The 17,332-nt window shown below is 73.9% G+C and carries 15 protein-coding genes and 1 pseudogene; 10 read left to right on the top strand and 6 right to left on the bottom strand.

The window, feature by feature from the left end:
* Nucleotides 1-53 precede the first annotated feature (53 nt).
* Both ACWDUZ_RS21465 and ACWDUZ_RS21460 read left to right on the top strand, forming a co-directional pair.
* A complete protein-coding gene (locus tag ACWDUZ_RS21465) occupies nt 54-1,442 on the top strand; it encodes a transcriptional regulator (RefSeq protein WP_451633384.1) in 1,389 nt (462 codons plus the stop codon).
* A gap of 177 nt (nt 1,443-1,619) precedes the next feature.
* Nucleotides 1,620-3,329, top strand: coding sequence for a hypothetical protein (locus ACWDUZ_RS21460; RefSeq protein ID WP_451633383.1), 1,710 nt, complete (start codon nt 1,620-1,622; stop codon nt 3,327-3,329).
* A gap of 41 nt (nt 3,330-3,370) precedes the next feature.
* Here ACWDUZ_RS21460 and ACWDUZ_RS21455 read toward each other — a convergent pair whose 3' ends face one another.
* A complete protein-coding gene (locus ACWDUZ_RS21455; protein WP_451633382.1) occupies nt 3,371-4,684 on the bottom strand; it encodes an ABC transporter substrate-binding protein in 1,314 nt (437 codons plus the stop codon).
* Between the two features lie 117 nt (nt 4,685-4,801).
* Here ACWDUZ_RS21455 and ACWDUZ_RS21450 point away from each other — a divergent pair, with 117 nt between their 5' ends.
* Entirely contained in the window at nt 4,802-5,302 is a 501-nt protein-coding gene (locus ACWDUZ_RS21450; protein WP_451633381.1) for an SCO4402 family protein, read from the top strand.
* A gap of 79 nt (nt 5,303-5,381) precedes the next feature.
* A complete protein-coding gene (gene purU, locus ACWDUZ_RS21445) occupies nt 5,382-6,269 on the top strand; it encodes a formyltetrahydrofolate deformylase (RefSeq protein WP_451633380.1) in 888 nt (295 codons plus the stop codon).
* 66 nt (nt 6,270-6,335) lie between these two features.
* Here the strand turns inward: purU and ACWDUZ_RS21440 are convergent, their stop codons facing one another.
* Both ACWDUZ_RS21440 and ACWDUZ_RS21435 read right to left on the bottom strand, forming a co-directional pair.
* Nucleotides 6,336-7,787 carry a zf-HC2 domain-containing protein gene (locus ACWDUZ_RS21440; protein ID WP_451633379.1) on the bottom strand — a complete coding sequence of 484 codons (1,452 nt, stop codon included), beginning with the start codon at nt 7,785-7,787 and terminating at the stop codon, nt 6,336-6,338.
* Nucleotides 7,784-8,365 (bottom strand): sigma-70 family RNA polymerase sigma factor, encoded by a 582-nt coding sequence (locus tag ACWDUZ_RS21435; RefSeq protein WP_451633378.1) that lies wholly within the window; start codon nt 8,363-8,365, stop codon nt 7,784-7,786. Before ACWDUZ_RS21435 ends, ACWDUZ_RS21440 begins: the two co-directional genes overlap by 4 nt.
* Before the next feature lie 433 nt (nt 8,366-8,798).
* On the opposite strand from ACWDUZ_RS21435, the gene ACWDUZ_RS21430 reads away from it, so the two are divergent.
* From ACWDUZ_RS21430 to ACWDUZ_RS21420, 3 genes are all read left to right on the top strand, one after another.
* Nucleotides 8,799-9,167, top strand: coding sequence for an STAS domain-containing protein (locus ACWDUZ_RS21430; protein ID WP_451633377.1), 369 nt, complete (start codon nt 8,799-8,801; stop codon nt 9,165-9,167).
* 122 nt (nt 9,168-9,289) lie between these two features.
* Nucleotides 9,290-9,808, top strand: a complete 519-nt coding sequence (locus tag ACWDUZ_RS21425; protein ID WP_451633376.1) for an EF-hand domain-containing protein — start codon at nt 9,290-9,292, stop codon at nt 9,806-9,808.
* Between the two features lie 619 nt (nt 9,809-10,427).
* Nucleotides 10,428-10,979: an ATP-binding protein gene (locus ACWDUZ_RS21420; protein ID WP_451633474.1), complete on the top strand. Its 552-nt coding sequence runs from the start codon at nt 10,428-10,430 to the stop codon at nt 10,977-10,979.
* 413 nt (nt 10,980-11,392) lie between these two features.
* Here ACWDUZ_RS21420 and ACWDUZ_RS21415 read toward each other — a convergent pair whose 3' ends face one another.
* Entirely contained in the window at nt 11,393-12,412 is a 1,020-nt protein-coding gene (locus ACWDUZ_RS21415) for a GlxA family transcriptional regulator (protein WP_451633375.1), read from the bottom strand.
* Between the two features lie 85 nt (nt 12,413-12,497).
* Here ACWDUZ_RS21415 and ACWDUZ_RS21410 point away from each other — a divergent pair, with 85 nt between their 5' ends.
* Entirely contained in the window at nt 12,498-13,829 is a 1,332-nt protein-coding gene (locus ACWDUZ_RS21410) for an MFS transporter (protein ID WP_451633374.1), read from the top strand.
* Between the two features lie 32 nt (nt 13,830-13,861).
* On the opposite strand, the gene ACWDUZ_RS21405 is transcribed toward ACWDUZ_RS21410, so the two are convergent.
* A complete protein-coding gene (locus ACWDUZ_RS21405; RefSeq protein WP_451633373.1) occupies nt 13,862-15,061 on the bottom strand; it encodes a flavin-containing monooxygenase in 1,200 nt (399 codons plus the stop codon).
* 135 nt (nt 15,062-15,196) lie between these two features.
* Here ACWDUZ_RS21405 and ACWDUZ_RS21400 point away from each other — a divergent pair, with 135 nt between their 5' ends.
* Together ACWDUZ_RS21400 and ACWDUZ_RS21395 are read left to right on the top strand one after the other, a co-directional pair.
* Nucleotides 15,197-15,796 (top strand): GNAT family N-acetyltransferase, encoded by a 600-nt coding sequence (locus tag ACWDUZ_RS21400; protein WP_451633372.1) that lies wholly within the window; start codon nt 15,197-15,199, stop codon nt 15,794-15,796.
* Between the two features lie 125 nt (nt 15,797-15,921).
* Nucleotides 15,922-16,507 (top strand): annotated as a pseudogene (locus ACWDUZ_RS21395) (GNAT family N-acetyltransferase).
* A gap of 27 nt (nt 16,508-16,534) precedes the next feature.
* Here ACWDUZ_RS21395 and ACWDUZ_RS21390 read toward each other — a convergent pair.
* Entirely contained in the window at nt 16,535-17,203 is a 669-nt protein-coding gene (locus ACWDUZ_RS21390) for a pyridoxine/pyridoxamine 5'-phosphate oxidase (RefSeq protein ID WP_451633371.1), read from the bottom strand.
* Between the last annotated feature and the right edge of the window lie 129 nt (nt 17,204-17,332).

The raw sequence follows: 17,332 nt of genomic DNA, 5'->3' as shown, positions 1-17,332 counted from the left end.
CACGGCGAGTGAGCCGAAGGGGCGAGCCGCCACGAGGGCAGGGGGTTAACGCCATGGCCGCAAGGCCTCTCGTCGCGCGGCAGCCGAACGAACGGCTGCAGGCGCTCATCCAGGAAGCGGGCTGCTCGAACGCCGGACTGGCCCGCCGGGTCAACATGTGCGGCGCCGAGCACGGCCTCGACCTGCGCTACGACAAGACGTCCGTGGCGCGCTGGCTGCGCGGGCAGCAGCCGCGCGGGCGGGCCCCGGCGATCATCGCCGAGGCACTGGGCCGCAAGCTCGGCCGTACGGTCACGATCGACGAGATCGGCATGGCCAACGGCAAGAACCTCGCCTCGGGCGTGGGTCTCCAGTTCTCGCCGACGGTACTGGGGGCCATCGAGCAGGTCTGCGAGCTGTGGCGCAGCGACGTGGGCCGGCGGGACTTCCTGTCCGGCTCCTCCGTCGCCGCCTCCGCGCTGGTCGAGCCGAGCCGCGACTGGCTGATCACCGCACCGGACGGGCAGGTCGCCCGCTCGGCCGGGCCCCGGGTGGGCCAGTCCGACGTGGCGGCCGTACGCGCCATGACGCAGGCCCTGGTCGACCTCGACCACACCTACGGCAGCGGACATGTGCGCCCGGTGGTCGTCCACTACCTCAACAGCGTGGTCTCGGGGTTGCTGGCGGGGTCGTACCGGGAAGCGGTGGGCCGCGATCTGTTCGGCGCCGTGTCGCGGTTGACGGAACTCGCCGGCTACATGGCCGTGGACACCGGTCAACCCGGTCTGGCCCAGCGGTACTACATCCAGTCGCTGCGGCTCGCCCAGGCGGCCGGGGACCGCGGGTACGGCGGCTACGTGCTCGCCGCCTCCATGAGCCACCTGGCCGCGCAGCTCGGAAACCCCCGGGAGATCGCGCAGTTGGCGCGGGCGGCGCAGGAGGGGGCGCGGGGGCGTGTGACACCGCGCGTGGAGGCGATGTTCCACGTGGCGGAGGCGCGCGGGCACGCGCTGCTGGGCGACGCGCGGGCGGCCGAACTGTCCGCGGGCCGGGCGGTGAGCGCGCTGGAGTCCGCCGCCGGGACGGACTCCGGGGACGACCCGCCGTGGATCGCGCACTTCGACGAGGCCTACCTCGCCGACGAGTTGGCGCACTGCTACCGGGACCTGGGCCGGCCGGAGGAGGCGGCACGGCAGGCGGAGGCGTCGCTCGCCGGGCATCCCGCCTCGCGGGTCCGGCGCCGGGCGATCGGCTATGTGCTGCTCGCCACGGCGCAGGTGCAGCGACGAGAGGTCGAACAGGCCTGCACCACCGGCCTGAAGGCCGTGGAGCTGCTCCAGACCCTGCGGTCCGACCGGGGCATGGAGTACCTGGAGGACTTCCAGCAGCGTCTCGACCCGTACCGGGAGGAGTCGGTGGTAAGGGAGTTCGGGGCGCGGCTGGAGGTGCGTGCGGCGGCCTGAACGCGCGCGTGGGCCGGGTACGGCGCGTACGGGGGCCACATACAGCGCCGTACACGCGGGTTTTGTTACTGCTGTCACAGGGGAGAAGCGCACGCCCGGTGCTGCGTGGCACCGGGCTCAGGGGACCCGGTAGCGTGAGCCGACGATTCCGAAGGTCCCCCAATCGTAGGAGTCCCGGTGACGCAGAGTGGACAGGGCGAGGAGCCCTCGGCGCGGCCCGCGCGCGAAGGCATCGTGCTGCCCTCCGACGGTGGGCAGCCCCTGCTGCCGGGCATGACGGGCGGCCAGGCCGGTGCCGGCGCGCCCGGCGGCCTGCCGCCCGCCCAGCCGGCCGGTCAGGGCGCGGCACCGGCCGGCGGACAGGCCTGGGGCCAGCCGTGGGGACCCGACGGCGGGCAGACGATGGCGCCGCAGCCCGGACAGGGCTGGCAGTCTCCGCCCGACCAGTCCTGGGGCCAGGGCGCCCCGGAGGCGTACCCGCAGAACCCGCAGGCTTCGTGGGGAGCTCCCGGCCGGTCGGCCGGCCCGCTGCCCCCCGAGGGCGCCCCGGCCCACGCCCCCCTGGCCGGTGCCCCGCTGTCTCCGGCCGCGGACCCCTATGCCCCTCAGGACACCCCGCAGAACCCTTACGGCACCGGCGCGCACGGCGGCCCGCTGCCGCCGGCGGCCGCCCCGGACCCGTACGGCTCCCCGGCCGGACAGCAGGCCTACGGTGCGCCCGGCGGCGACGAGGGTGCCACCCAGTACCTGCCGCCGGTTGCGGCTCCCGTGCACGAGGGGGCGACGCAGTACCTGCCGCCCGTGGCCACCGCACCGGTGGACGAGGGCGCCACGCAGTACATTCCGCCGGTGGCGCCGGGAGCGATGCCGCCCGAGGCGCACGGGGGCGACCCCTCGAACCGGTTCGTGGGCGGCGCACCGCAGGGTGGGGCGGGCCCGCTGCCGGGTGGCGACCCGGACGCCCAGGCCACCCAGTTCATCGCACCCGTGGACGCCCAGGCCGCCGCGGGGCCGGGAGCCCCGTACGGCGGCGGACCCGGCGCCGGGGCAGGCGGGCGGCAGACGCCCGCCGAGTTCGACAACCTGTTCCGCAGCGAGACCGGAGGCGGCGCCCCGGCCACCCAGCAGCTGCCCCGCTTCCAGTCCCCCGAGGTGTCGCCCGGCTGGGCGGGCGCCCCCGGTCCGGGCGGGCCGTCCTCCTACGCGCGGCAGGACGGCGACGATGACGGCGGCTCCGGCCGCGGGGGCGGACGGAGCGGCTCGCGCGTACCGTTGATCGCGGCGGTCGGCATCGGCATCGTCGTGCTCGGCGTCGGCGCGGGCGCCATGCTCGGCGGGGGCGGCGGAGGCGACGGCGACAGCGCCGACAAGCACACGAACGTCTCCGCCACGGCTCCCGCCACCGACTCCTCCGCCTCGCCGTCCGCCGATCCGGCCCGTGCGCAGGCGGTCGCGCTGGACAAGCTGCTGGCCGACAGCGGCAGCAGCCGCACCTCCGTGATCAACGCGGTCGCCGGCGTCCGCAAGTGCGACAACCTGGACAAGGCGGCCGCCGATCTGCGCGACGCCGCCAGGCAGCGCAACGGCCTCGTGACCCGGCTGGGGCAGATCTCCGTCGACAAGCTCCCCGGCAACGCCGAACTCTCCAGCGCGCTCACCAGCGCGTGGAAGGCCTCGGCGTCGGCCGACCAGCACTACGCGGCCTGGGCGACGCAGGTCAAGGGCAAGAAGGGTTGCAAGAAGGGGCACGCCCGCTCCACCGCCGAGACCCAGCAGGGCAACCGCCAGAGCGGTATCGCCAGCGCCCAGAAGGTCAAGGCCGCGCGGCTGTGGAACACGATCGCGAAGAAGTACGGCCTCACCCAGCGCCAGCCGACCCAGCTCTGAGCGTCCCGCCGCCGGCTCCGGGCGGCGGGGCCGGCGGCGGATCACTCCACGTCCGCGTCCCGCAGTGTCTTCGTCACGTCGACGAACCCCTGCGTGGCCGACACCAGCCGTCCCCGGCGCACCACCTCGAGGGTGACGTCGGCGTTGACCAGGCGGGCGAAGCCGGCGCCGGAGAACGGCCCCGACAGCTTCCAACTCAGCGGCGGGGTGAGTCCGCCGGTGTCCACCCGCAGTCCGCCGTCGAGGGCGTGCCGTACGGTCTCGGTGCTCACCTCGCCGGGGCCGAGCTTCTCCAGGACGGCCCGGAGCACGGTGTAGGCGATCCAGGTGGTCTGCACCCCGGCGTCCGCGGGGTCGACGCGGTTGTCGCCGAAGGCCTCCTCGTTGATCACCTTCTTCATCGGGTCCCAGCGCGGGTCGCCGGCCACCGGGTACCAGCCGGTGACGTACGAGCCCTCGTAGGGTCCCGACGGCCCCCCACCGGCGTCGATCACCGTCTGGTCGACGTTGCCGAGCACGGCGTCGGTGCGCACCGCCGGATAGTTCTCCCGGCCGCGGCGGAAGGAGTCCATGAAGGTGCTGGTGCGCTCGCCCAGGGCCGGTATCACGCAGCCCTTCCTGCCCGGGTCGGCGGTCGCCTGCCGCAGTGCCCGGTCCGCCTCGGCGGAGTACTCGGTGGCGTCCTCGGGGGCCATCTGGTCGTGGGCGGGGCTGTGCCCGCCGGCCTTCAGGCCGGCGTCGAGCAGGCCGGGCAGTTCGTCGCCCGCGATGCTGTCGGGGCGCACGAGCGTGACGGGGCCGCAGTCGGCGGCCAGTTCCCGGCCGAGGCCGACCAGCAGGGTGAGCTGACCGCCGTTGACCGGGTAGGACAGCGCCCGGGTGAACTCGGTGCTGGTCACGCCGTAGCCGCCGATGTACGGGATGCCCGCGCCCTCCAGGGGAGGGAAGAAGGAGTCGCTGAACTGGCTGTAGGAGCCGACGACGGCGACCACGTTCTCCTCGACGGCGCGCCGGGCGCACTTGCCGGCCTGCACGCCGTCGTTGCCGTCGTTGCAGGTGAGGACCTTCAGTCTGTGGCCCGCGATGCCGCCGTGGGCGTTGACCCAGCGGGCGTAGGCACGGGCCATGGCGGGCATGCCGGGCTTGTTCGTCGCCTTGGTCCTGTCCGGTGCCCAGGTCATCACGGTGACGGTGTCGTGCCCCGAGCCCCCCGTGGCACCGGGCACGACACCGCAGCCCGCGGCGAGCGACGCGCACGCCGCCAGGGCGCCCGCGGACAGAAGGGCTCCGCGCCGTCCGACGGGTCGGGTCGGGGCGGGGAGGTGCATGCTGCGCGTACGTCGCCTGCCGGTCATGCTCACGCACGATTCCCACACCTCCCCAACCCCCGAGTGACCCGAGGTCGACAGTGGGTGACGGGCGGGTGAATTACAGGGGCCGGTGAGCGCGCCGGGAGCAGGAACGTACGATCGATGACCGTGCAAGGTTCGGAGAACTCTTCCCGTCGCGGCCGTCGCTCATCCACCATGGGCGGCATGCCACTCAACGACATGCCGTGGTGGCGCTGGCGCAGCAATGTGCGCTCCGCGCTGCACATGCTCTCCGACCCGGTGTTCCAACGCGACGTCTGGCTGGCGGGGATCGAAGGCTACGGCGACGTCACCGACGCCGTCTACCGCCTGGTCGAGGACACCTGGCTGGACAACTGGTCCGCCGAGAAGTACGTCGGCACGATCTTCCGGGACTCCCAGGAGGCGGCCCTCGTGGACACCGCCGTGCTGCGGGTGCTGCGGATCATGCACCAGGTGGGCCCGGACGCGCCGGTGGCCGCCTACCTCGAGGACCCGGGCTGGCCGGAGGCGGTCCGGGCGGCACGGGACGCGCACGTGCGGATGGCGGTGAGCGACGGCGAGGACCCCGACGCCCCGCCGCGCAGCCTCGATGTGCTGCGCATCCTGACCCGCGCCGCGTAGGCGGCGGCCGCCGGGCCCACCGTCCCGTCCTGCGGGACGGCCGCCCACGGCGGGCGGACCGTGTGGGATTCTGTGCTGCATGAGTGAGCAGTCCCACCGAGCCGCGGCGGCCCATCCGGCCGACCAGTACCTCCTGACGCTGTCCTGCCCGGACAAGCAGGGCATCGTGCACGCCGTGTCGAGCTACCTGTTCATGACCGGCTGCAACATCGTGGACAGCCAGCAGTTCGGCGACCAGGACACGGGACTGTTCTTCATGCGGGTCCACTTCTCCGCCGAGGCCCCCGTGACCGTGGACAAGCTGCGCGCCAGCTTCGCCGCGATCGGCGACTCCTTCGCCATGGACTGGCAGATCCACCGGGCCGACGAGAAGATGCGGGTCGTGCTGATGGTCAGCAAATTCGGGCACTGCCTGAACGACCTGCTCTTCCGCGCCCGGATCGGCGCGCTGCCGGTGGAGATCGCGGCGGTGGTGTCCAACCACACCGATTTCGCGGAGCTGGTGGGCTCGTACGACATCCCCTTCCATCACATCCCGGTGACCCGGGACACCAAGGCCGAGGCCGAGGCGCGGCTGCTGGAGATCGTGCGCGAGGAGAACGTCGAACTGGTCGTCCTCGCCCGCTACATGCAGGTCCTCTCGGACGACCTGTGCAAGGAGCTCAGCGGCCGGATCATCAACATCCACCACTCCTTCCTGCCGAGCTTCAAGGGTGCCAAGCCGTACCACCAGGCGCACGCCCGGGGCGTGAAGCTGATCGGCGCGACCGCCCACTACGTGACCGCGGACCTCGACGAGGGACCGATCATCGAGCAGGAGGTCGAGCGCGTCGGACACGGCGTCACGCCGGACCAGCTGGTCGCGGTCGGCCGGGACGTGGAATGCCAGGCGCTGGCCCGCGCGGTGAAGTGGCACGCGGAGCGCCGCATCCTGCTCAACGGCCGCCGCACCGTGGTGTTCGCCTAGGGGCCGGCCACTGGTACCACCCCTGGGGGAAGGGGCATCCGCCCGGCACCCCGGGTCAGGGGCGCGTCACATCCGGCTCAGGGACGCCGCCGCGTACAGCACGTCCCTGATCGCCTCCCGGTCGCCGACCTGGCCCACCGCCGCCTCGCGCGGTGCGATGTGGCCAGCCGCGAGCCGGCAGAACTCCACCCCGTCCAGTGCGACATGGGCCACCTCGTGCTCCGCGGAGCCCACCGCTCCCGGCGAGTCGAGCGGGATCAGCCACTCGCCGCCGGCCAACCCCTCGATCTCCAGCCGCAGGCTGCGCCCGGGCCGTCCGGCGGCCACGAGATGCCGGGTACGGGCGGGGGAGGAGAGGCCGGCCCGGCGCCGTACGGCCAGCATGCCCGGCAGCATCCGGGCGGCAAGGTCGATCATGCGGCGCAGATGGCGCGGTGCGGGCGGCTCGTAGGGGTAGTCGACCGCCTCCGCGATGTCCTCCGCGTGGACCCAGCACTCGAAGGCCCGGTCGAGCAGGGCGTCCCGCAGCGGCAGTTCGAAGTCGCCGTACGACACGGCCCGCGCCGCGGCGGCGGCGCCCTCGGTCCCGCCGGCGCGGTTGCGGCCGGCGTCCGTGCCGCCGGCGTCGGTCCCGCCCGCCGCACCTGTCCCGCCGGCGGCCGACACCGTCCGTACCAGGGTGTGCGTCTGCTCCCGCCACGGCACCCGTACGGAACCGGCCGGGGGAAGGCGCGTGGACCGCCAGTACGCCTCGGTGCGGGCCTCGGGGGTCGGCCCGGCGTCACCGGGGCCGTCGGTGGCCCCCAGTGGGTCCTCCAGGCCGACGGCGACCGCGACCAGCCCGTCGACGCTCGTCAGGTGCGCGATCACCCCGGCGACGGTGGTACGGCGGCTCGCCGTCTCCTCGCCGTCGAACCAGCGCAGCCGTACCGGCGCGTCCCACTCGACGTCCCCGATGTCCTGGAGCAGTGCGTCCAGTCGCGCGGTCTCCGCGTCGTAGGGCGCCGCCCAGTCGGGCACCGGGAAGCGCGCCGGCCGGCGCTCCAGGCAGCTCGCCAGGACGCGGGTGCGCAGACCGGGATCGGGATCGAGGCTCTCGGGCCGGTGCAGCAGGCCGACCGCGTCCCGCAGTCGCAGCGCCTCCTCCGCGCAGTCGCCGCACTCGCCGAGGTGTTCCTCGACGGCCGCGGTCTCCTGCGGCGAGCAGGCGGCCAGCGCCCACGCCCCGAGGAGCGACCTCAGCACGTGGTGCTCCAGCCCGGTGCGGGCCGTCGGCCCGGCGGCGGCCGACGGCTCCGTGTAATGCTCCGTTTCCGGCGGAATGTCCACGTTGTCCAGGGCGGGCAGCGGCAGCCCGGTGTCCTCCACGGAGACGCGGGGCATGGGTATGCGCGGCGGCCGTCCGGAGCCGCCGTGTTCCCCGTCCCCGCCGCCTCTGTTGCCGCCGCCCCGTTCCTCGCGCGCGCCGTCCTCCTCGAAGTACCCGTCGCCCTCTTCGTGCGGTCCCGCTCCGCTCATGCGACACCCCCGTGTCCGGGCGGCACGCCGAGGACCGCGGCGTCGTGCGCGGTGGACAGAAGCTGGAGGCCGAGGCGGAGCCGGCGGCGGGCCTCGTCCTCGGTGACGCCGAGGCGGACGGCGGTCCGGCGGTAGTCGTGGCGCTGGAAGTAGGCCAGTTCCAGGGCGGCGCGCAGCGAAGCCGGCATGGAGTGGACGATGTAGTCGGCGCGGGCGGCGACCGAGGCGCGGCGCACCTTGCTCTCCAGCTCCTCGGGCGAGCCTGTGCCGCCGCGGACCAGGGCGGCGGTCTCGGTGGTGCGCAGCCGCTGCACGGCGAGCCGGTGGGTGAGCGCGGCCACCCAGGAACGCAGGGGGCCCTGGCGGGGGTCGTAGGCGTCGGGGTGCTGCCAGACATGGGTGAAGACCTCGCCGGTGACGCGGTCGGCGGCCTTCTCGTCACCGAGCACGCGATGCGCGAGGCCGTGCACGAGCGAGCCGAACCGGTCGTAGAGCTCGCCCAGGGCGGCCGCCTCCCCGCGGGCGAGCCGCTGTTGCATCCCTCGGTCCCAGCGGGGCGGTGCGTTCTTGTCCGCCATGCGTCCCCCTTCACGCCCGGCTCTGCTGCCCTTGCCGTGGCGTTGCCTGCGGTCCTGTTGTCTTGTTTCTGTCCCGGTCCGTCCCGGTCCAGCCTGTCTGTCTGGTCACATCGAATGTAGTCGGCATGCCTTACGGCGCACGCCCCTTTGTCGCATTGCGCGCCCCCGGGCGGCCGCAGGTGGTAAAGGCCGTGGTGAACGCCGGTGGGCGGGGCCGGTGATGAAGGCCGCGCGCGTCGGCCCACTCCGTGCCGTCCGACCAAGTCTGATCGAACACGATTGGATATGACCGAAACAAGCCCCTTGATGAATGGCATCGGTTTGTCGTCCGGCGTTTGGGGGAACGGCCGCTGGGCAGCCGCGCGGACAGAAGTGTAGGGACTGCTTCCGTTTCCAGGCGGTTGCGGGGAATTCCGGCGAGCGGAGGGCAGCCGTGGCGTTCAAGGTGACCGGCGACGGGCAGGGCGGCTGGAGCGTGCTCCAGGTCGCGGGCGAACTCGATCTGGTGACCTCACCGGTGCTGCGCCAACGGATCCACGACGTGGTGGCCGAGGGCCGGCACGATCTCGTACTGGACCTCTCGGACGTCTTCTTCTGCGACTCCAGCGGCGTCGGCGTCCTCATCGCGGCCCGCCGTCTGATCCGCTCCTGCCAGGGCCGGCTGCGCCTGATCCTGCCGGCCGGCGGAGCCGTGGAGGGCTCCCACGTCAACCGGGTCCTCGGCGCGCTCGGCGTGCGCCGCCTGTTCGACGTCTACCCGGACCTCGCGGCGGCGGTGGACGAGGAACCCCTGTCCGCGTGAGGGTGTGACGGTGCGCGAGAACCCGTAGGTGGCACAACCCGTGGGTTTCCCGCCTGCGGAGACCTCCGGCGTCGTACGCTCCCTGCCGGACGCAACCCACACGTGAGGCAGCCGGAGAAGAGATGGTCAGCAGCGAGTACGAGCGCAGGATCGCGGCCCGGTTCGCCATCTTCGACCAGGACGGCAACGGCTGGATCGACCGCGAGGACTTCAGCGCGGCGGCCAAGTCGCTGCTCGCCGAGTTCGGCACCACCGCCCGCTCGGACAAGGGACAGGCCCTGTACGCCGGCGCTGAGGCGTTCTGGCAGGGCATGGCCGGGATCGCGGACCGCGACGGCGACCAGCGCATCACCCGCGAGGAGTTCGTCACCGGCGCGGTCAAGCGGCTGCGCGACAACCCCGAGCGGTTCGCCGAGATCGCCCGGCCCTTCCTGCACGCCGCCCTGGCCGTCGCGGACACCGACGGCGACGGCGCCGCCACCGTCGCGGACACCGTGCGCGTGCTGAAGGTGCTCGGCGTGGCGGAGGACGTCGCGGCCGCCACCGCCGCCGCGCTCGACACCGACTCCGACGGCAGGGTGGGCGAGCCGGACGTCGTCCCGGCCTTCGCTCGCTACTTCACCGTGCCGGAACAGCACTGAAGCCTCACCGTCCCGGCACAGAACTCGCCGCCCGGGCACGGAACTCCACCGTCCCGGGACGGCGCCGGAGGGCCGGTCGCGGCCACCGCGCCCGCGCCCGCCTCCGGGCGCCGGTGGGCCGGTCGGGAGCCGGTGGGCCGGTCGGGACGCGGATGTCGGTGATCGTGGCACTCGGTGGTCGCGGAGCGTAGTCGGCAGGTCGTTTCGCCGACCGGGCTCGTCACGTCCCGGAGTCGCCGCCTCGCTCCGGTACCTTGTGGGAGATGGAGAGGTTCGGAGCGCCGGCTGTCCCGGTGCTGCCCCTGGGGCGGCTCCGGATCCGGCGGTGCGCGCCGCGGCTCGCGAGGTCGGGCGGCCTTCGCCGCCCATCTCTACGACTCCCCGTGGCAAGCGTCGCACAGTATGCCGCACGGGTACTCCTTCGCGCGGGAATATGCCCGAAGCGCTTGTTGCGGTGACGGTACGTCAACCATGCTGTCTGGCAAGGGAGTCACGGTCCGTGACCCTTGCTCTGGCCGTTGTTATGGCCATGCAGAAAATGGCTAGGATCGTGGCCCTCGTGTGGCGCGAGGCCAGGTGTCCGCCGGTTCGGATGGTGTGAGCGGTGCAGGTGCTTCAAGTGCAGCTGGAGATCCGGCCCGACCCCGCGGAAGTGGGGCGAGCTCGCAGGTGGGCCCGCTCGCGTCTGGCCGGGTCGGGGATAGCGGCCGACGAGCCGCTCGCCGAGACGCTGGTCCTGCTCGTCTCCGAGCTCGTCACCAACGCCGTGCTGCACACCGGCTCTCCGGCCGTGCTCAGACTGTCACTGCCGGGTGCGGCGGCGGAAGCGGCCACCGTGCGTCTGGAGGTGGCGGACGCCAGCACCCGGGCTCCGGTGCCGCGCTGCGCGGGCGACGACGCCATGAGCGGCCGTGGCCTCGCCCTCGTCGACGGCCTCGCGGACCGCTGGGGCTGGAGCGCCGAGGGTGCGGGCAAGCGCATCTGGTGCGAACTGGACCGCTGCGCACCGTCCCCGCCGCCCCTCGCGGCCCCGGTGACCTGCGGCACCCGAACGCCGGCGACGACCGACTGCGCAGCCCCGGCCCGCACGGCCCCGGCGGGTGCCACCGCCTACCAGCAAGCCGCCCGCACCGGCCCGGCGTTCGACGGACTGGCCTACGGGGCGGTGTAGCCCGCCGGACCGGCGTGCGAGGGGTTGGACGCCCGGTGCTCCTCATGGCCGGGTGGTGGAGTGGGCGTGCGCCGGGGATGCTTCTGTGCGCGGCCGTCGTGATCCCGGCATAACGGGTAAGTCGCTGAACGCCTGTTGACGGTTGGTGTCCGTTTGATCACGCTTGTGGCAGCGATTCGCCGTGAGGGGACGACGAGGGCCTGGCTGCCGGAAGCCCTCGACGAGTGTGAGTCGTCAGATCGGCGTCGGCCGGTCCCCTCAGGGTCGAGGGGGGTGGGACCGGAACGCCGGAGCCGGATGGCGGCGCGCGGTGCCGTGCTCGGGGCGGGCATGGGCGCGCCGCCACCCGGACTCGCCGTGACCGGGGCGGCGGGATTCGCCCGCACGCTGTCCACAGGCTGTGGACAGATGTTTCACGCGCCGGACGGGGGCCTGGGCGCGGCGGCCGTCGTGGTGCGGAACGTGCGCCGGTAGGCCGTCGGCGTCACCCCGAGCGCCGCCTGGAGGTGCTGGCGCATCGACTGCGCCGTGCCGAACCCCGCGTCCCGCGCCACCCGGTCGACCGACAGGTCGGTGGACTCCAGCAGTCGGCGGGCCCGTTCGATGCGCTGCTGGGTGAGCCACTGCCCCGGGCTGACCCCGGTCTCCTCGCGGAAGCGCCGGGTGAACGTCCGTACGGACATGGCCTCCTGCTCGGCCATGTCGCGCAGCTGGATCGGCTCGTGCAGCCGCCCCAGCGCCCATGTGCGCGCGCTGGTGGTCGTGGCCAGCTGAGGGTCGGGAACGGGCCGGTGGATGTACTGCGCCTGCCCGCCGTCGCGGTGCGGCGGTACGACGGTGCGGCGGGCCACCTCGTTGGCGACCTCGGTGCCGTGGTCGCGGCGCACCATGTGCAGGCACAGGTCGATCCCGGCGGCGACCCCCGCCGACGTCAGCACGTCGCCGTCGTCGACGAACAGCACGTCGGGGTCGAGGTCCACCCGCGGGAAGAGCCGCTGGAAGTGCTCGCAGTCCGCCCAGTGGGTGGTGGCGGGACGGCCGTCCAGACGGCCGGTGGCGGCCAGTACGTACACGCCCGTGCAGATCGAGGCGAGCCGTGTGCCGGGCCGGACACGGGCGAGCGCGGCGGCCAGCTCGTCGGTCAGCCTGCCCTCCTCGTACACCGGCCCCAGCTCGTACGACGCCGGGACGATCACCGTGTCGGCGGTGGCCAGGGCCTCGGGCCCGTGCGCGACCTCGATCGCGAAGTCGGCGTCCGTCCGCACCGGCCCCGGCGGCCGGACCGAACAGGTGACGACCTCGTACAGCCGGCGCCCCGCCTCGTCCCTGGGCCATCCGAAGATCCGGTGCGGGATGCCCAGCTCGAAGGGGAGCAGCCCGTCCAGGGCGAGGACGACGACGCGGTGCGGCCGGAACTCCTGAGCGGGATGCATGCTCCGATCCTAGTGGCCCGATCCTTGTGAATACTGGCCTTCGGGCCACTCGATGCGGGCGGCCCGGCACCGCAAGCTGGGTGGCGTGACCCAGACGACCGACAGCGCAGCCGCCCCGGCCACAGCCGCCCTGAGCACACCTCCCGGCGAGAAGGGCACGCACCGCGTCCACCGTGCCTGGTTCGTCGCGGCCGTCACCTTCGTGACGATCATCGGCGCCGCCGCCTTCCGCTCCCTGCCCGGCCTGCTCATCGACCCGCTGAACCACGACTTCGGCTGGTCGCGCGGCACGATCGGCGCGGCGGTCTCCATCAACCTCGCGCTGTACGGGCTGACGGCCCCCTTCGCGGCCGCGCTGATGGACCGCTTCGGCATCCGGCGGGTCGTCGCGGCCGCCCTGACGGTGATCGCGCTCGGCTCGGGGCTGACGGTGTGGATGACGGCCGCCTGGCAGCTGCTGCTGTGCTGGGGTCTGCTGGTCGGCCTCGGCACCGGCTCGATGGCGCTGGCCTTCGCCGCGACGGTCACCAACCGCTGGTTCACCGAGCGGCGCGGCCTGGTCACCGGCATCCTCACCGCGGCCTCCGCCTCCGGCCAGCTGATCTTCCTGCCCCTGCTGTCCTGGATCGTCGAGAAGCACGGCTGGCGCCCGGCGTCCGTCACGGTCGCCCTCGCCGCCCTCGCGGTCGTCCCCTTCGTCTGGCTGCTGCTGCGCGACCACCCGGCCGACGTCGGCGTACGGCCTTACGGCGCACCGGAGTTCGTGCCGAAGCCCGGGCCGGTGCCCGGAGCCGCGCGTCGGACCCTGACCGTGCTGTTCTCCGCGGTGCGCACCGGCCCCTTCTGGCTGCTGGCCGGCACCTTCGCCATCTGCGGCGCCTCCACCAACGGCCTGATCCAGACGCACTTCGTGCCCGCCGCCCACGACCACGGCATGCCCATCACGGCGGCGGCCTCGCTGCTCGCGGTCATCGGTGTGTTCGACGTGGCCGGCACGATCGCCTCCGGCTGGTTCACCGACCGCTTCGAGCCGCGCCGCCTGCTGGCGGTGTACTACGCCCTGCGCGGCATCTCCCTGCTGTTCCTGCCGATGCTGCTGGCCCCGAGCGTGCACCCGCCGATGATCTTCTTCATCGTCTTCTACGGCCTGGACTGGGTCGCCACCGTCCCGCCCACGCTCGCCCTGTGCCGTGAGCAGTACGGCGAGGACAGCGCGATCGTCTTCGGCTGGGTCCTCGCCTCCCACCAGGTCGGCGCCGCCCTGGTCGCCTCCCTCGGCGGTGTCGTACGGGACGTGACCGGCTCGTACGACATCGTCTGGTACGCCGCCGGGGCGCTGTGCGCCGCGGCCGCGCTGATGGCCCTGGTCATCCGGCGCAGTCCGGCCACGCGGGAACTCGCGGTGCCCACCGCCTGAGGGCTGTCCCGCCGGGGATTGCGGGACAGCCCTCAGTTCACCGCCTTCGCGATCGCTCTGGCGATCCGTTCGGCGTCGAGGGCCAGTTCGCGGAGCATGCCGCTGATGGGGTTGGTGAAGCCGGTGAAGTACAGGCCGGGGGCGTCGGCGGTGGTGCGGGGGCCGTGGACGACCGGCTTGCCGCGCGAGTCCAGTACGCCGAGGTGGCCGACCAGGTCCTCCAGGCCACGCGAGTAACCGGTGGCGGCGATGACGGCGTCCGGCTCGATCCGGCCGCCGTCGGCGAGCGCGACCTTGCCGTCCTCGAACCCCTCGACCGCGCCCACGATCTCCACCCTGCCCTCCCGCACGGCGTCGACGAGACCGACGTCCTGGACCGGGATCGCCCCCTCGCGGACGCGGGAGTACAGGCCGGTGCCGGGACGGGGCAGGCCGTGCGCCGACAGGTCGGGCACGCTCACCTTCGCCAGCGGCCTGGCGAGGCGGTCGACGAGGGGGACCGGCAGCCGCCGGCACAGCACGCCCGTGTACTGCGCCGCCCACCCCGCGGTCGACCGGCGCACGATGTGCGGGACGGTCCGCACGGACAGCCGCACCCGAGCGGCCCCGCCCTCCACCAGGTCGACGGCGATCTCCGCGCCGGTGTTGCCGGCGCCGACGACGAGCACGTCACGGCCCAGGTAGGGCTCGGGGTTGCGGTACTCGGAGGCGTGCACGAGTCGGCGGGGCTCACCGAGCCCGCCGGTGTACTCGGCGCGGCCGGGCCAGTCCGGCAGCCGCGGTGTGTGGTTGTAGCCGGTGGCGACGACCACCGCGCTGCCGGTCAGCTCCCGCCCGCCGGTGGCGTGCAGCAGCCATCCCGCGCCGTCGGCGGCGCGCGTCAGGCGGGAGACCTCGACACCGGTCACGATCTCCAGCTCGTGGTGCTCGGCGTACTTCTCCAGGTAGCGCACCACGTCGTCGCGCGAGACCCACCTGCCGAACCGGCGCGGCATCGGCAGACCGGGCAGCGCGGACAGACGGCGGGTGGTGTGCAGGTGCAGCCGGTCGTAGTGGCGCCGCCAGGACGCCCCGACCCGGTCGGACCTCTCCAGGACCACCGCGCGTGTCCCCCGCGCGCGCAGCGCGTAGGCGGCGGCCAGACCGCCCGGCCCGCCGCCGACGACGTAGACGGGGTGGTCGGCGCGCCGGTGTGCGGGAACGGTGGACGTCGTGGACGTGGAGTCGGTCATGTGCGCGAGCGTAATCAGGCGCCCTGTTGATGGGTCTCGGTCAAGACCGGAATTGGTTGCGGATCGATCACGGATGCGCGTGATTGTCGCTCCCGGTGGCCGCACCGCCGCCGGTGCCTCGGACAGAATGATCCGATGGCCGACATACGTGAGACGTCCCTCGCCGCCCCCGCCCCCGTGCTGTCCGGGCACGGCCTCCGGCTGCGCGTGTGGGACCCGGAGTCCGAAGCCGACGTCGAGACCTGGCTGCGCGGACGGACCGAGCCCGAGTTCCGGCGCTGGAACACGCCCCTGGTCCTGGAAGAGGGCCCGGCCGACGCGCGCGAGTCGCTCACCGCCCACGTGCACAGGGCCGTCGACGGCGCGGGCGTGCCCTTCTGCGTCACGGACGAGACGACCGGCGCGACGCTCGGGCACGTCGGCGTCGAAGTCGTCAACCGCCCCCTGCGGACCGGGCGGGTCGGCTACTGGGTGCTCCCGGAGGCCCGCGGACGGGGAGTCGCCACGCGGGCGCTGCTGCTCGCCGCGGACTGGGCCTTCGCCGGACTCGGGATGCACCGGCTGGAGTTGGACCACGCGCTCGGGCACGAGGCGTCGTGCCGCGTCGCCGAGCGGTGCGGCTTCACGTACGAGGGGACCCTGCGCGGCGCCATGTGGGAGGCGGGCCGTCACGACGCCTTCCGCGACTGCCACCTGCACGCACGACTGGCCACGGATCCGCGACCGGAGGGGTAGCCGGGCCAGGGACCGGCAGCGGCAGGCGGGAACAGGGGGAGCAGGGGGGGCACGGACGCGTCGGGCCGCGGCGGGGCGGCCTTGATTCGCAGGCGCCCCCCGCGTCCCCGGCGGAATCATGAAGCATGGCTTCCGACGACTGGCACCCGACCGACGACGTCGGCGAAGTCCTCGCCCGCGCCGGAGAGTTCCTCCGCTCCCGGCCCGCCCCGCACACCCTGCATCTGACCGTGACCGAGAACCTGCGCGTGCACGGCGGACACTGCTACGGGGACGGCGCCCCGAGTTCGGTGTCCTGGGCGGAGACGGGGCACCGGGAGTGCGCGCCGCCTTCTTCCGGACACCGCCCTTCCCGATCGCCCTCACCGTGCTGACCGAGGAGGAGGCCGACGCGCTCGCGGGGCGGACGGTCGCGTCCGGCGCGGTGACGCCATGCTCTGGGAGACACCCGGCGGAACGCCCGTCTCCATGGCCGCGAGGACCCCCGAGGTCGCCGGGCAGACACGCGTGATCGGGGTCTGCACGCCGGCGGGCCTGCGGGGCCGGGGACACGCGGGAGCCGTCACGGCGGTGGTCAGCCGGGCCGCGCTCGAGTCCGGAGCGGCCGAGGTGCTGCTCTTCACCGACCTCGCCGACCCCACCAGCAACGCGCTGTACCGGCGGATCGGGTATCGGCCGGTGTGCGACTTCGCGGCGTACGACGTCGGGTGAGGACCCCGGCCCGAGGGCTCCGGGCCCTCAGGGCCAGAGCAGCTCGCGGGACCAGGCGCCGTCGCCCGCGCGGTGGTAGCGGAGGCGTACGTGCCGGCGGCCGGAGTCGCCCTGGAAGAACTCGGCCTCGGTGGGCCGCAGGCGGTACAGGGTCCAGGAGGGGACGTCCGCGCCGGGATCGCGCCGAGCCCGGTCCCATGCCTCGCGCGAGGCCCGCGCCAGCTCGTGCAGGGAGTCCAGGACCTCGCTCTGGTGACCGGTGAGGGCGGCGGCCAGGGCTCCCGCGGAGCGGGCGTGCAGGTCCGCCCGGGCCTGCTCCGGCGGGGCCGTCGTGACCGGGCCCCGGACCCGGACCTGGCGGCCCAGCACCGGCCAGTAGAAGGCCAGCGCCGCGTGCGGGCGGGCGGCCAGGTGCCGGCCCTTGCGGCTGCCCGCATGGGTCGCGAAGGACCAGCCCGAGGCGTCCGCGCCGTGCAGCATCACGATCCGTACGTCCGGACGGCCCTCCTCGTCGGAGGTCGCGAGGGACATCGTGTGCGGCTCCCGCTCGCCGGCCGCCACCGCCTCCGCGAACCACCGCCCGAAGAGGGGGAGGGGCTCCGGGGGCGCGGTCGCCGGGTCGAAGCGGGGCAGCTCGGTGACCTCCGGGTCCCAGACGCGCAGCGACCTCAGCAGCTCATCAAGATCCGTGTGCATGACCCGAGTATCGCGGTGTGCGGCACGGCGCGGCCCCACAAGCAGCGGGCGGGGGGGCCCCCGGGGGGGGCGCCCCCCCGCCGGACCGACGAGGGGGGGGGGGGGGGTGGCGGGGGGGGGGGGGGGCGC

This window comes from Streptomyces sp. NPDC003393, assembly GCF_053589015.1.
Note: the sequence above shows the minus strand (reverse complement) of the source record. Positions and strands in the feature narration are given on the sequence as shown.